Source organism: Parabacteroides sp. AM08-6 (assembly GCF_003473295.1).
Classification (GTDB): domain Bacteria; phylum Bacteroidota; class Bacteroidia; order Bacteroidales; family Tannerellaceae; genus Parabacteroides.
The window spans coordinates 23,869-38,389 of sequence record NZ_QRMP01000016.1 but is presented as its reverse complement, the minus strand read 5'-3'; the positions used below and the strand labels follow the sequence as shown (position 1 = coordinate 38,389).

At 42.6% G+C, this 14,521-nt stretch carries 11 protein-coding genes; 10 read left to right on the top strand and 1 reads right to left on the bottom strand.

The features are described 5' to 3' along the window. Positions 1-305: 305 nt before the first annotated feature. The 10 genes from DW103_RS11235 to rseP all read left to right on the top strand — a co-directional run bounded on the left by DW103_RS11235 (position 306) and on the right by rseP (position 13,694). Positions 306-2,831 carry a glutaminase domain-containing protein gene (locus DW103_RS11235; protein WP_122276152.1) on the top strand — a complete coding sequence of 842 codons (2,526 nt, stop codon included), beginning with the start codon at positions 306-308 and terminating at the stop codon, positions 2,829-2,831. A 23-nt stretch (positions 2,832-2,854) separates the two neighbouring features. Beyond that, the gene (locus DW103_RS11230) at positions 2,855-3,859 is read left to right on the top strand and encodes a family 43 glycosylhydrolase (RefSeq protein ID WP_122276198.1); all 1,005 of its coding nucleotides are present in this window, start codon (positions 2,855-2,857) and stop codon (positions 3,857-3,859) included. Positions 3,860-3,898: 39 nt separating this feature from the next. Further along, positions 3,899-5,713: a glycoside hydrolase family 2 protein gene (locus DW103_RS11225; protein WP_122276150.1), complete on the top strand. Its 1,815-nt coding sequence runs from the start codon at positions 3,899-3,901 to the stop codon at positions 5,711-5,713. 19 nt (positions 5,714-5,732) lie between these two features. Continuing rightward, on the top strand, positions 5,733-7,589 hold the full coding sequence (locus tag DW103_RS11220; RefSeq protein WP_122276148.1) for a glycoside hydrolase family 2 protein: 1,857 nt from the start codon (positions 5,733-5,735) through the stop codon (positions 7,587-7,589). 223 nt (positions 7,590-7,812) lie between these two features. Further along, a complete protein-coding gene (locus DW103_RS11215; protein WP_122276146.1) occupies positions 7,813-8,421 on the top strand; it encodes a DUF4290 domain-containing protein in 609 nt (202 codons plus the stop codon). Continuing rightward, entirely contained in the window at positions 8,418-9,722 is a 1,305-nt protein-coding gene (gene murA / locus DW103_RS11210) for a UDP-N-acetylglucosamine 1-carboxyvinyltransferase (protein ID WP_122276144.1), read from the top strand. The genes DW103_RS11215 and murA overlap by 4 nt, the downstream gene beginning before the upstream one ends. Positions 9,723-9,733: 11 nt before the next feature. After that, positions 9,734-10,255: a ribosome maturation factor RimM gene (gene rimM, locus DW103_RS11205; RefSeq protein WP_122276142.1), complete on the top strand. Its 522-nt coding sequence runs from the start codon at positions 9,734-9,736 to the stop codon at positions 10,253-10,255. Between the two features lie 16 nt (positions 10,256-10,271). Continuing rightward, positions 10,272-11,144, top strand: coding sequence for a M23 family metallopeptidase (locus tag DW103_RS11200; protein ID WP_122276140.1), 873 nt, complete (start codon positions 10,272-10,274; stop codon positions 11,142-11,144). Positions 11,145-11,149: 5 nt separating this feature from the next. Further along, positions 11,150-12,298: a 1-deoxy-D-xylulose-5-phosphate reductoisomerase gene (locus DW103_RS11195; protein ID WP_122276138.1), complete on the top strand. Its 1,149-nt coding sequence runs from the start codon at positions 11,150-11,152 to the stop codon at positions 12,296-12,298. A 67-nt stretch (positions 12,299-12,365) separates the two neighbouring features. Next, a complete protein-coding gene (gene rseP, locus DW103_RS11190; protein WP_122276136.1) occupies positions 12,366-13,694 on the top strand; it encodes an RIP metalloprotease RseP in 1,329 nt (442 codons plus the stop codon). Positions 13,695-13,768: 74 nt separating this feature from the next. On the opposite strand, the gene DW103_RS11185 is transcribed toward rseP, so the two are convergent. After that, on the bottom strand, positions 13,769-14,503 hold the full coding sequence (locus DW103_RS11185) for a tetratricopeptide repeat protein (RefSeq protein ID WP_122276134.1): 735 nt from the start codon (positions 14,501-14,503) through the stop codon (positions 13,769-13,771). Between the last annotated feature and the right edge of the window lie 18 nt (positions 14,504-14,521).

The window sequence follows — 14,521 nt, the reverse complement described above, 5'->3', positions numbered from 1 at the left end:
TCAAAATGTCACTATTACCGCAGCTAAATCGGATTAATATGGCGGGTAAAATGAATTACCCGCACATGTAACTCTTTTTAATATATGGATATGGTAGTAAAACATTCAAAAGGAGAACATTTTGTCAATCTGCAGGATAGGAGAAAAGTGCTATTCAGTCTTGAGATGCCTTTAAAATCCGCATGTGATGAGAAAATGAACGATTGATTGATTGAAATTTGAAAGCTTTTGACCGAATGTTTAAGTACAACCGGAAAAGAATTTGGTATCTTTGTCTCTGATAAAAATGGAAAAAATCTAATATCATGAGAAATGTATCTTTGATTTGTGTTTTATTTTCGTGTTTACTGAGTGCATGCAGCGGTTCTTCCGATTATTTCGAACCGCAAAAACAAAATTCGCTTCGTGCACCTTCTTATCCATTGGTAACAATTGACCCGTATACAAGTACTTGGTCGTTTACCGATAAGCTAAATGAGGACGCAACGCGTCATTGGACAGGACGTGAACATCCGTTAGTCGGTGCCTTGCGTGTGGATGGCCAGGTCTATCGTTTTATGGGGGTGGAGAAAATGCCGTTAAATGCGATTCTGCCTACGGCTGCCGTAGAAAAATGGGATGCCGTATATACGGAAAAGGAACCGGCTAAGAACTGGATATCCGATGATTTTAATGATACATCCTGGACAAAGGGGAAAGCCGCTTTCGGAACTTCCGAGCAACCGCATCTTTCTACTCTTTGGGAAAGCAAAGATATCTGGGTGCGCCGTACATTCGATTTGTCGAAGGATTGTTCTGCCGATGAGGTGATTTTGGAGTATTCGCATGATGATATATTCGAGCTTTATATAAATGGTATAGAAGTTGTCGCAACGGATTATTCCTGGAAAAGTAATGTGATGAAAGAACTTCCGGCCGAAGTAAAGGCTACCTTGAAACCCGGTAAAAATGTGATTGCGGCTCATTGCCATAACCGTATCGGGGGCGCTTATGTTGATTTTGGTTTATATACAAAAGAGCAGAATGCTACGTTCTTTGAACAGGCTGCCACACAAAAATCTGTAAATGTGTTGCCGACACAGACATTCTATGTCTTTGAATGCGGACCTGTACAGTTGGATTTGATTTTTACTTCACCTGTATTGATGGATGATTTGGATTTGATGACTAGGCCTGTGAACTATCTGTCTTATCAGGTAAAATCATTGGATGGAAAAGAGCATGATGTACAGATTTATATGGATGCTACTCCGGAATGGGCGATTAATACTCCTGGCCAGCCGGTAGAGATAAGTGCTTCTTTGGGAGGTGATAAACTTATTTATGCGAAGGCAGGGACGACGGAACAACCTATCCTTCAGAAGAAAGGGGATGATGTCCGTATTGATTGGGGATATTTCTATTTGGCTGCACCTAAGAAGGAAAATGTGAATATAGGAACGGGTTCTTACCGTCAGATGAAAAAACGTTTTGTAGAAGATGGTACGGCTTCTATTGTAGGGGTTCCCAATGATAATACTCCTGCTGCCCTGAGTGTTCTTTGTTTCTCTGATGATTTGGGTAAAGTTTCAGCTCCGGCTACCGGTTTTATGATGATTGGATATGATGATTTATATGCTATTCAGTATTTTAAGGATAACCGCATGGCTTACTGGAAACATAATGGTAAGGTGGATATGCAGCAGGCTTTGGAAAAGGCGAGTACGGATTATGCTGCTGTGATGGAGCGTTGCCGTCAGTTTGATACACAGATGATGGATGCTACGGAAAAAGCCGGAGGAAAAGAGTATGCCGAACTTTGCGCCGTTGTTTATCGCCAATCGATTGCTGCCCATAAGTTGGTGGAAGATAAGGAAGGGAACCTGATATTCCTTTCAAAAGAGAACTTTAGTAACGGTTCTGTCGGTACGGTCGATTTGTCGTATCCGTCTGCTCCTCTCTTCTTGGTTTACAATCCGGAATTATTGAAAGGAATGCTGACTCCGATATTATATTTCAGCGAAAGCGGCAAGTGGAACAAACCGTTCGCTGCCCATGATGTGGGTACTTATCCGCAGGCTAACGGACAAACATATGGAGGGGATATGCCAGTGGAAGAGAGTGGCAATATGTTGATATTGATAACCGCAATCGCTATGCGTGAAGGAAATGCCGATTATGCGAAGAAGCATTGGGAAGTTCTGACAACTTGGGCTAACTATTTGCTGAAAGAAGGTCTGGACCCTGAAAACCAGCTTTGTACGGACGACTTTGCCGGCCATTTTGCCCATAATGCCAATCTCTCTATCAAAGCGATTATGGGGATTGCCGGATATGGAAAGCTGGCGGAAATGTTGGGTGATAAAGAAACGGCGGAAAAGTATATGGCAGCTGCTAAAGAGATGGCTGCGAAATGGAAAGAAATGGCTATAGACGGCGATCATTATAAATTAACATTTGACCAGCCGGGTACTTGGAGCCAGAAATATAATTTAGTCTGGGATAGATTGTTGGGATTGAATATTTTTGACCCGTCTATTGCGACAACTGAAATGGCTTATTATCTGAAAAAGCAGAATCCTTACGGATTACCGTTGGATAGCAGGAAAACGTATACGAAATCTGATTGGATTATGTGGACGGCTTGCCTGACCGGGAATATGAGTGATTTCCATCAATTGATTTCACCGGTTTATAAATATGCAAATGAAACGACTACTCGTATGCCTTTGAGCGACTGGCATGAGACAACGGATGGCAAATCGGTTGGCTTCCGTGCCCGTTCGGTTGTGGCGGGGTATTTTATGAAGTTGTTGGAACAAGAGATGCTCGGAGCACAAGCTTCAAATTAATTCATTAAAATAACTTGATGAACATGAAAAACTGGAATATTTTGCTTGCATCGGTTTTGTTTTGCAGCTGTATTACATATTGTCATGCCGGAGATGGAGATGCTCCGGGGGAATCAAAAAAAACATATAAGAATCCGGTTATAAACTATAGTTTGCCGGACCCGACAATCATAAAAGCGAATGACGGCTATTTTTATCTGTATGCCACCGAAGATATTCGTAATCTTCCCATCCATAGGTCTAAAAACTTGGTGGATTGGGAAGAGATAGGTACAGCTTTTACAAAAGAGACTCGTCCTACATTTGAACCGAAAGGTGGGTTGTGGGCTCCGGATATTAATTTTATCAACGGACAGTATGTGTTGTATTATTCCATGTCTGTCTGGGGGGGCGAATGGACTTGCGGTATCGGGGTTGCTACGGCTGATAAACCGGAGGGACCGTTTACGGACCGGGGACCTATGTTCCGCAGCAATACGATAAATGTTCAAAATTCGATAGACCAATATTATATTGAAGATAACGGGAAAAAGTACCTTTTTTGGGGTAGTTTCCACGGTATATATGGCATAGAACTGTCGGATGACGGTTTGTCTGTTCGTGAAGGGGCCGAGAAGAAGCAGGTTGCCGGAACAGCCTATGAGGGTACTTATATCCATAAAAAAGGGGGCTATTATTATTTATTTGCCTCTATCGGGAGTTGTTGTGATGGATTAAAGAGTACCTATACTACGGTTGTCGGTCGTTCCAAAAACCTGTTCGGCCCGTACACGGACAAGCAGGGTAATCCGATGTTGGAAAATCATCATGAAGTCCTTATTCATGGAAATGACGCATTTGTCGGAACCGGTCATAATTCGGAAATAGTAGAGGATGCAAAGGGGAATGACTGGATATTCTATCATGCGGTCAGCAAAGCTAACCCGACCGGGCGTGTTTTGATGATGGACCAAGTTCGTTGGCAGAACGGTTGGCCGGTTGTAACGGGAACGTCTCCTTCATTGGAAGCGGAAGCACCTGTTTTCTGAATAGAAATTTACTAAGTATAAATAATAAATTAAGTTATCATGAAAAAGACCTTATTGGCATGTTGTGCATTGGCTTTGACGTTGAGTGCACAAGCACAGTGGAAGCCTGCCGGTGATAAGATTAAGACACAGTGGGCGGAACAGATTAATCCGAAGAATGTATTGCCTGAGTATCCGCGTCCTTTGATGGAACGTGCGGACTGGATGAACCTGAATGGCGAATGGGAATATGCCATCAAGCCGGTAGGACAGGCTGAACCGGCTACGTTTGATGGGAATATCTTGGTCCCTTTTGCTGTGGAATCTTCTCTTTCGGGTGTGCAGAAGGAAGTTGGCGACAAGAATGAATTGTGGTATAAACGTACATTCTCTGTCCCTTCTAACTGGAAAAACAAAGATGTTATTTTGAACTTCGGTGCTGTAGACTGGAAGACTGATGTTTTTGTCAATGATATTTTAATCGGTTCGCATCAGGGCGGTTTTACTCCGTTCTCTTTCAATATTACTCCCTATCTGAACGGGAAAAGCAATCAGAAGCTGGTAGTTCGTGTTTGGGACCCGAGTGATAGAGGTTACCAACCGCGCGGAAAACAAACTTCTCGCCCGGAAGGTATCTGGTATACTCCGGTAACCGGTATTTGGCAGACTGTATGGTTGGAACCTGTTGCTGCCGGTCATATTACGTCTATCAAAGCGATTCCGAATATCGATACCAATATAATGAATGTGACGGTCGGCACTTCTTGCAATTGCCCGTCCGGTATCGTAGAGGTAAAGTTGCTGGATAAAGGCCAGGTAGTTGCTTCAGCTAAAGGTATTAGTGGTAAAGAATTACGTTTGGTAGTTCAGAACCCGAATTTATGGAGTCCGTCTGACCCTTATCTATATGATATGAAGGTTTCTCTGTCAAAAGACGGTAAGATTTTGGATGAAGTAAAATCTTATACTGCATTCCGTAAGATTTCTGCGGCACGCGACAAAGATGGAATTATGCGTATGTGCTTGAACAACAAGCCGCTCTTCCAATATGGTCCGCTGGATCAAGGTTGGTGGCCTGACGGTCTGTATACTGCACCGACAGATGAGGCTTTGCTGTATGATATTCAGAAGACTAAGGATTGGGGTTTCAATATGATTCGTAAACACGTAAAGGTTGAACCGGCCCGTTGGTATTATCATTGCGATAAAGAAGGTATTTTGGTATGGCAGGATATGCCGAGCGGAGATATGGGCAATAATTGGCAGCCTCATGTTTATGGAGGTGGTACGGATAAGGAACGTACTCCGGAGTCTATAGCTAATTATTATCAGGAATGGAAAGAAATCATGGATTTCTGTATGTCTAATCCGAGTGTGGTAACTTGGGTTCCTTTCAACGAAGCATGGGGACAGTTCGATACGGAAAAAGTTGTGGCGTGGACAAAATCTTACGATCCTTCTCGTCTGATAAATCCGGCAAGTGGTGGTAACCATCGTGCTTGCGGCGATATTTTGGACTTGCATAATTATCCGGGTCCCGATATGTTCCTGTTTGATGCGCAGCGCGTAACTGTTTTAGGTGAATATGGCGGTATCGGTTTACCTTTGGAAAACCATTTGTGGTGGAATAATAAACGTAACTGGGGCTATATACAGTTCAAGAATGGTGATGAGGTAACTGCCGAATATGTTAAATATGCCAATCATCTGAAAGACTTGGTTAAGCGTGGTTTCTCTGCTGCTGTATATACGCAGACAACCGATGTTGAAGGCGAAGTAAACGGCCTTATGACATATGACCGTAAGGTTATTAAGATTAATGAGGATGCCGTGAAGAAAGCCAATCAGGCTGTTATAAATGAAATGTCTAAATAGCATTTAGTATAATCCAATCATGAAACGAATACTGAGCATTGCTTCTTTTTTGTTGTTTTGTTGCATAACCGCTTTATGGGCTGTTCCGCGTTCTGAATATCCACGTCCTCAGTTCGAACGTGCCGATTGGGTTAATTTGAACGGCGAATGGACTTGTTCGTTCGATTTCAGCGGTTCCGGCTTGGAACGCGAGTTCTATAAATCGAAAGGTTTTGATAAAAAGATTATTGTCCCTTTCTGTCCGGAAAGCGAATTATCCGGAGTGGGATATAAGGATTTTATCAATCATTTTTGGTATCAGCGTACTATTACGATTCCGCAGGAATGGACCGGAAAGAATATCTTGCTGAATTTCGGAGCAGTTTTCTATAAATCGGAAATTTATGTGGACGGCGTATTTGCCGCCCGCCATTTTGGTGGAACTTCTTCGTTCTCCGTTGATATTACTTCGTTGGTAAAACCGGGGCAGACACATAGTTTGGTTGTATATGTGGAAAGCGATGTACGCAGTACTAAACAACCGGGTGGTAAACAAAACTTGCAATTCGAGTCCTATGCCTGCAACTATACTCGTACAACTGGTATTTGGCAGACGGTTTGGATGGAGGCCGTACATCCGGAAGGTTTACAGTCTGTACAGGTCGTGACGGATATCGACCAGCAACAACTGGTGGTACGTCCCCGTTTCTACAAGGAATTGGGTGGTAAACTGCAGGTGACGTTGAAAGATAACGGTAAAACGGTTTCTACTCAGACTGTTACCGCCAGCTCTTTGTCGACGGCAGTCCTTCCGGTGAAGAAGATGAAAACTTGGAGTCCTGAAAGTCCGTTCCTGTATGATGTTGAATACAAAGTACTGGATAAGAATGGTCATGTTGTGGATGTGGTAAATGCCTATGTTGGCATGCGTAAAGTCCATATCGAGGGGAATAAGATTTATCTGAACAACAAGCCGTATTATCAGCGTTTGGTGTTGGATCAGGGTTTTTATCCTGATGGAATCTGGACTGCTCCGAGCGATGAGGCACTGAAACGTGATATCGAATTGTCGATGGAAGCCGGTTTCAACGGAGCGCGTTTGCATCAGAAAGTTTTCGAAGAACGTTTCTACTATTGGGCGGATAAGATGGGGTATCTGACTTGGGGGGAAGCTTCCAGTTGGGGAATGGATTGCAATGACATTGAAGTGGCTCGTAATTTTATTGCCGAGTGGACTGAAATTGTTCAACGCGACCGTAATCATCCGTCTCTTTTGATATGGACACCTACAAATGAGGAATTTTGGCCGGATCGTATTCAATATCCGCGCCTGATGCACGATTTGTATAATATTACCAAGCTGATAGACCCCACTCGTCCGTTCCACGGAGCAAGTGGAGGGGTACACGTCGCTACGGATATCTGGACAAGCCATAATTACGAACAAGATCCGGTCAAGCTGAAAGAGCAGGTGTACAACAATGGCAATATGTCCGGAACGCCCAGATGGGAAATCCAGCTGATGCCGAAGAATATAGGCTTTAACGGGCTGAAATATACCGACCAGTACGTATTCCCTGAGTATAAGAAAGATATGCCTTATCTGTTAGATGAATTCGGTGGAATAAAATGGAACCCGTCGCAACAGATGCAGAGTGCTCAGAATACTTCTTGGGGATATGGTGAACCGCCTCGTTCCCTCGATGAATTTTATGCGCGTCTGGAAGGCCAGGTGAATGCGGTCCTGTCTCTATCCCAGGATGTTTGGGGCTATTGTTATACACAGCTGACAGATGTGGAACAGGAACAAAACGGTATTTATTATTATGACCGTAAACCAAAGTTCGACATGAAGCGTATTCATGCGATTTTCAGTAAACAACCGGGAACGGAGTAATAGCTGAAACATTCGCGACATAGAGCGAAAAGAGAATAGATTATGCCGGCGAAAGCTTGCATCTTATGGAAATGAGGTTGTTCAAAAAAGTTATATAACTTTGAACAACCTCGTTTCTTTATCAAATATTCTTAAACGCGGACATATTGCCGGATGCCTTCAAACGCTTATATTGTTTAAGTCAATTATAATCTGTAACTTTGCCGGACTAACAGAAGAAATAATGAAATATAATACAGAAGAAAAAAAATTGGTTATGCCCGAATACGGACGTAATATTCAGAATATGGTAGACTATTGCGTGACTATTCAGGACAGAGAAGAACGTAAACGCTGTGCCGACTCTATTATAAACATCATGGGTAATATGTTCCCTCATTTGCGTGATGTAAATGATTTTAAGCATATATTGTGGGATCACCTCGCTATTATGGCAGATTTCAAATTGGATATCGATTATCCGTATGAAATTATAAAGAAAGAAGATTTGTATTCCCGTCCGCCACGTTTACCGTATAATAATTCCCGTATCCGTTATCGGCATTATGGAAAAACACTTGAACTGATGATACGTAAGGCTACGGAATTTGAACCCGGAGCAGAGAAGGATTTATTGATTAAACTACTTGCCACTCAGATGAAGAAGTCGTTCCTGACTTGGAATAAGGAGTCTGTCGACGACCGTAAAATATTTAAAGATTTGGATGAACTTTCCGATGGACAGATTGTACTGGATGAAGAAGTGCATAAACTGGCGGAAAGCCGTGATATTCTGGCTCGTAACAACAACAATAATAACAATAAGAAAAATTATACGCGTAAAGGCAGATGAGTTCTTTTGTCATAGAAGGAGGTTGCAGATTGTCCGGAGAGATTATTCCTCAAGGTGCTAAAAATGAGGCCTTGCAGGTTATTTGTGCGACACTGCTTACTCCGGAAAAGGTGACTATTCATAATGTACCTGATATTTTGGATGTGAACAACCTGATACAGCTTTTGCGCGATATGTGTGTAAAGGTGGAACATCCGTCTGCTGATACTTATACTTTTCAAGCTGACGATATCGACCTTAATTATTTGCAAACCGAAGATTTTATCCGTAAAAGCGGTTCACTTCGTGGCTCGGTGATGATTGTGGGACCGCTGGTTGCCCGTTTCGGCAAGGCGTTGATACCGAAGCCGGGAGGAGACAAGATTGGCCGTCGTCGTTTGGATACACATTTTGTAGGTATCCAGAAATTGGGAGCTTGTTTTGGCTATGATGCCGAACGTCAATTGTACGAAATTGAGGCGAAACGCTTGAAAGGTACTTATATGCTATTGGATGAGGCTTCAGTGACAGGTACAGCCAATATTTTGATGGCAGCCGTGTTAGCTGAAGGTAAAACGACTATCTATAACGCAGCTTGTGAACCTTATTTGCAACAACTTTCCTCTATGTTGAACCGGATGGGGGCCCGTATTTCGGGAGTTGGTTCCAATCTTCTGACAATCGAAGGTGTGGAATGTCTGGGCGGTACGACGCATACGATTTTGCCGGATATGATTGAAGTCGGCAGTTTTATCGGTATGGCTGCCATGACTGGTTCGGATATTACAATAAAAAATACAGGTTACGATATGCTGGGGATTATTCCGGAATCGTTTCGCCGGCTCGGTATTACAGTGGAGCAGGTTGGGGATGATATTCATATTCCTACGCATGATTCGTATCAGATAGATACTTTTATCGATGGTTCAATCATGACAATTGCCGATGCACCGTGGCCGGGACTGACTCCGGATTTGTTGAGTGTTTTTCTGGTTGTGGCAACTCAGGCCGTTGGCAGTGTCTTGATTCATCAGAAAATGTTTGAAAGCCGTCTGTTTTTTGTTGATAAACTGATAGATATGGGAGCGCAGATTATCCTTTGTGACCCGCACCGGGCTACGGTGATTGGATTGGGGAATCGCTTTCGTTTACGTGGTTCCAATATGGTATCGCCTGATATCCGCGCCGGTATTGCATTGCTGATAGCAGCTATGAGTGCGGATGGTATCAGTCATATTCATAATATTGACCAGATAGACCGTGGGTATCAAAATATTGACAAACGATTGAATAGTATCGGAGCACGTATAACCCGTCTGTAAATATTCATGCGATGATAAGAAAAGAAGATGTATTCAAAATAGGACAGTTCGCCAAGCCTCATGGCATAAAAGGGGAAATTGCACTCGTGACGAACAGTGACGTTTTTGAGGATTCCGACGATGCTTATATCGTGTGTGAGATAGAGGGTATTTTAGTCCCTTTCTTTGTTGAAGATTATCGTTATAAAACAGATACGGTTATTTTGCTGAAACTTAAAAATGTAGATGACGAACGGGCTGCCCGTGAATTTGCAGGTCGTGAAGTTTTTTACCCGCTGGATGAAATGGATGAAGATGACCTGATGGGGAATATGACTTGGGATAGCTTTATCGGTTATATAGTCGTAGACGATAAATACGGTGAGTTAGGAACAATAACTGATGTCGATGAGTCGACAATTAATGTTCTTCTTCAGATTTCTCACCAAGGAGAAGATATTTTATTGCCGGCTGCCGAGGAACTGATTCTTTCGGCAGATCATGAAAATAAAAAGCTGACCGTTTCCGTACCGGAAGGTTTGCTGGATTTATGAAATTGATAAAAAACACATGGCAAAAAAGCAACGAAGTACAAATAAAAAGTCATTCTGGCATCGGATTCGCTTCAAATATAAGCTGTCCTTTTTTAATGAAGGTACATTGGAAGAAGTCTGGTCGTTCCGTTTGTCACGACTGTCCGCATTTGCCATGCTGGCACTGTTCGCTTTTCTTCTGATAGCTTTTACAGCTTTGATTATTATTAAAACCCCGATACGAAACTATTTGCCGGGATACCTGGATGTGGAAGTGCGTAAAGAGATTATGCAAAATACCCTTCGAGCCGACTCGCTGGAACGAATGTTGCAAATCCATAAATTGTATCTGGATAATGTTGCCGGTATTCTTTCCGGGACAATGTCGGTCGATTCCATCCGTAATATAGATTCTTTGGCTCGTACGCAGGCGGATTTTGAGATACCTCGCAGTAAACAGGAAGCGGAATATGTAAAGGAATTTGAAGAAGCTGAAAAATATAATTTGGCTGTATTGGACCCTAATCCGGTTCCGACAGACGGTGTTTTTTTCTATAAACCTGTAAATGGGATAGTCTCTTCTCATTATGAGGCGGATGCACGCCATTTTGGTGTAGATTTGGTCGCAGCACCTAAAGAGAGTGTGCTTGCAACACTGGATGGTACTGTTACTTTTGCCGGTTTCGACCCGAATTCCGGCAATGTTATCCAGGTTCAGCATAAAAATGGCTTCTTATCTATTTATAAACATAACGAACTATTACTGAAGGAAATCGGAGACCGTGTGGTTGCCGGAGAAGCTATTGCTTTAGTAGGTAATACAGGGAAATTATCGACCGGTCCGCACCTTCATTTCGAGTTGTGGTATAAAGGTAATCCGGTCAATCCCGAAGAATATATAGCTTTTTAATATTCATGAAAAGAAATTTAGCCATATTGGGCTCGACAGGCTCTATCGGAACACAGGCGCTGGAAGTGGTAAGCGAACATCCTGACCTTTTTGAAGTATATGCGTTGACAGCCAACAATCAGGTTGATTTATTGATTAATCAGGCACGTAAATATATGCCCGAAGTGGTTGTTATTGCCAATGAACAGAAATATCCGGAACTGAAGGAGGCGTTGGAAGACCTTCCTATCAAGGTTTGGGCAGGTTCGGAAGCAATAGCTCAAGTGGTGCAATCGGAGCCGATTGATATGGTATTGACAGCCATGGTCGGTTATGCCGGTCTTAGGCCTACCATTTCTGCTATTAAAGCGGGTAAAGCTATTGCTTTGGCCAATAAAGAGACTTTGGTTGTTGCCGGTGAGTTGGTTACAGCCTTAGCTGCTGAATATAAAGTTCCTATCCTTCCGGTCGATTCTGAACATTCTGCTATTTTTCAGTGTTTAGCCGGAGAATGGGAGAATTCTGTGGAAAAGATACTGCTTACGGCATCGGGCGGTCCTTTCCGGACGAAAACAAAGGATGAACTGGCACAAGTGACAAAAGTACAGGCTTTGAAGCATCCGAATTGGCAGATGGGAGCTAAAATTACAATTGATTCTGCTTCCATGATGAATAAAGGATTTGAAATGATTGAAGCTAAATGGCTGTTTGGAGTTACACCCGGACAGATACAAGTTGTCGTGCATCCGCAGTCGGTTATTCATTCCATGGTTCAGTTTGAGGATGGTGCCGTAATCGCTCAATTGGGTATTCCGGATATGAAATTGCCTATCAGCTATGCTTTTTCTTATCCGAAGCGTTTGCAGAGTAAAGCACCCCGTTTGGATTTCGGGCAATATTCGACTCTCACTTTTGAGGAACCGGATATGGAACGTTTCCGTAATCTGGCGTTTGCTTTCGAAGCTGTTCGCAAGGGAGGAAATATGCCTTGTATTCTGAATGCAGCCAACGAAGTGGTAGTTGCTGCTTTCCTGCAGGATAAGATTGGTTTCCTGCAAATGAGTGAGGTAATAGAAAAAACAATGGAAAAGGCATCTTTCATTACAACTCCTGCTTATGAAGATTATGTGGAGACGGATGCGGAAGCCAGGCGGATAGCCGCAACCTTTTTTTAGTTGTAAACGGACTGCCGGTATCCGGTAGCCAAAATGTTTTAACAGTAAAATAAATTAGAAACAATAAATGGAAACATTTTTAATTAAGGCACTACAACTTATTTTGAGTTTGTCAATTTTAGTGCTGGTCCACGAGTTCGGGCATTTTATTTTCGCCCGTATTTTTAAAGTGCGGGTGGAGAAATTCTACCTTTTTTTCGACCCGTGGTTTTCACTTTTTAAGTTTAAACCGAAAAATAGCGATACTGAATATGGTATCGGCTGGCTGCCTTTAGGTGGTTATTGCAAGATATCAGGTATGATAGACGAAAGTATGGACAAGGAGCAAATGGCACAGCCGCCCCAGCCTTATGAATTTCGCTCGAAACCTGCCGGACAGCGATTGATGATTATGGTTGCAGGGGTTGTATTCAATTTCCTGTTGGCATTGTTTATTTATTCGATGATTCTTTATGCTTGGGGAGACACGTATCTGCCTTTGAAGAATATGAAGGCTGGTATGAATTACAGCGAAACTTTCCAAGAAGTCGGTTTTCATGACGGAGATATTCTTTTGAAAGCTGATGATGTCGAATTAGAACGTTTTGGGGAAGAAAGTTTTCGTCAGGTTGTTGAAGCAAAAACAGTGACTGTTCTACGTGATGGAGTGGAAACGGTTATTTCTATGCCGGGCGATATGATGCAGCGCGTGATGCGCGATAAAAAAGGCTTTGCCGATCCGTTCCGTTTCCCAATGGTCGTACGCGAAGTGGACGGGAACAGTTCTCCGGCCGCTTTAGCCGGTTTACAGCCCAAAGACAGCATCGTTTCCATCAATGGAGTGATAACCCCTACATTTGATGATGTTTCGGCTATTCTGGCCAAAAATAAGGACACTGAGATAACAATTGGTTATTATCGGGATGGTATGCCGGCTTCCCTGAGTTTACGTACCGATACGGCTGGTAAAATGGGCGTATATGCCATGTTGCCGGGTGAATTGTATCAAACGGTTACCCGTAAGTATGGTTTCTTCGAATCCTTCCCTGCGGGTATTCAATTAGGGGTAAACACGCTGAAGGGCTATGTAAATGACATGAAATATGTCTTTACGAAAGAAGGTGCCTCCAATCTGGGTGGATTCGGGACTATCGGCGGTTTGTTTCCTTCGCAATGGGATTGGAAAATATTTTGGCAGCGTACGGCATTTCTTTCCATTATCTTGGCCTTTATGAACATCTTACCTATTCCGGCATTGGATGGCGGACATGTGATGTTCTTGCTTTATGAGGTAATTGCTCGTCGTAAGCCAAGCGACAAATTTCTTGAATATGCTCAAATCACAGGAATGTTCCTTTTGTTTGCTTTATTGATTTATGCAAATGGAAACGACTTGGTTCGTTTCTTCTTTAAATAGGAGATTTCTTTGGTGTAGGAAATAAAAAAGAGGGCCTTTTCGGGTCCTCTTTTTTATTTTGGATGTCTTTTGTTTTATTTTGCTGCATTGATTGCATCCAGAATTTTTTTGGAATTAGCATCTTCCGGATTAAGTTTGAGGGCTTGTTCCAAGTATCCTTTTGCTTTAGCCATCTGTGCATCTGCTTTCGCTTTTTCTTTGCTGTATTTGTCTGCATCTGAAGTTGCGAGAGGAGTCGCACTTGCCAGGATTTTAGCTCCGTCGTTGTAGAACATAACGCCAAGGCTATAAAGCGCATTACCTTTATATTTTACGTCGTTTACAACCAGTACATCCTTAAACAATTCTTCTGCTTTATCCAGTTTACCTGCTTTTTGGGCAGCCTGTCCTTGTTTCATGCAATATCCGTAAAGTATTTTTTCCAGATTAACGTTTTTAGGGTTTACAGCTAAGCCGGCTTCCACGGTTGAACAGAATTCTTCCGCTTTATCCAGGTTGCGGAGTGACATTGCTTTGCCGACATAGGCATTATCCACATTGTTTTTTTTCTGGATGGACATATCGTAGAATTTTACAGCATCATCATACTTTTTAGCATTGAATGCTGCAAACCCACAATTGAATATACGGTCCGCATCCTCATAGTTGGTAAGTTTTAAATACTCGCTGTACTTTGTTGCAGCTTCTTCGTAATTTTTAGCTTGCATGGCTGCATCTCCTTCTTCACGCAATTTGTCTGCGTTTGCATCTTGTGCAAATAAATTACCGATACTCAGGCAGAAAGCCAATAATAAAACAATTTTCTTCATGGTGATTAAATGTAATTT

Excerpts from the sequence above, each read along its gene's own strand:
- DW103_RS11200 (WP_122276140.1), top strand. The coding sequence starts at position 10,272 with ATGGCAAAAAAGCAACGAAGTACAAATAAAAAGTCATTCTGGCATCGG.
- DW103_RS11230 (WP_122276198.1), top strand. The coding sequence starts at position 2,855 with ATGAAAAACTGGAATATTTTGCTTGCATCGGTTTTGTTTTGCAGCTGT.
- DW103_RS11215 (WP_122276146.1), top strand. The coding sequence starts at position 7,813 with ATGAAATATAATACAGAAGAAAAAAAATTGGTTATGCCCGAATACGGA.
- DW103_RS11235 (WP_122276152.1), top strand. The coding sequence starts at position 306 with ATGAGAAATGTATCTTTGATTTGTGTTTTATTTTCGTGTTTACTGAGT.
- DW103_RS11225 (WP_122276150.1), top strand. The coding sequence starts at position 3,899 with ATGAAAAAGACCTTATTGGCATGTTGTGCATTGGCTTTGACGTTGAGT.
- DW103_RS11195 (WP_122276138.1), top strand. The coding sequence starts at position 11,150 with ATGAAAAGAAATTTAGCCATATTGGGCTCGACAGGCTCTATCGGAACA.
- DW103_RS11220 (WP_122276148.1), top strand. The coding sequence starts at position 5,733 with ATGAAACGAATACTGAGCATTGCTTCTTTTTTGTTGTTTTGTTGCATA.
- rseP (WP_122276136.1), top strand. The coding sequence starts at position 12,366 with ATGGAAACATTTTTAATTAAGGCACTACAACTTATTTTGAGTTTGTCA.
- DW103_RS11185 (WP_122276134.1), bottom strand. The coding sequence starts at position 14,503 with ATGAAGAAAATTGTTTTATTATTGGCTTTCTGCCTGAGTATCGGTAAT.
- rimM (WP_122276142.1), top strand. The coding sequence starts at position 9,734 with ATGATAAGAAAAGAAGATGTATTCAAAATAGGACAGTTCGCCAAGCCT.
- murA (WP_122276144.1), top strand. The coding sequence starts at position 8,418 with ATGAGTTCTTTTGTCATAGAAGGAGGTTGCAGATTGTCCGGAGAGATT.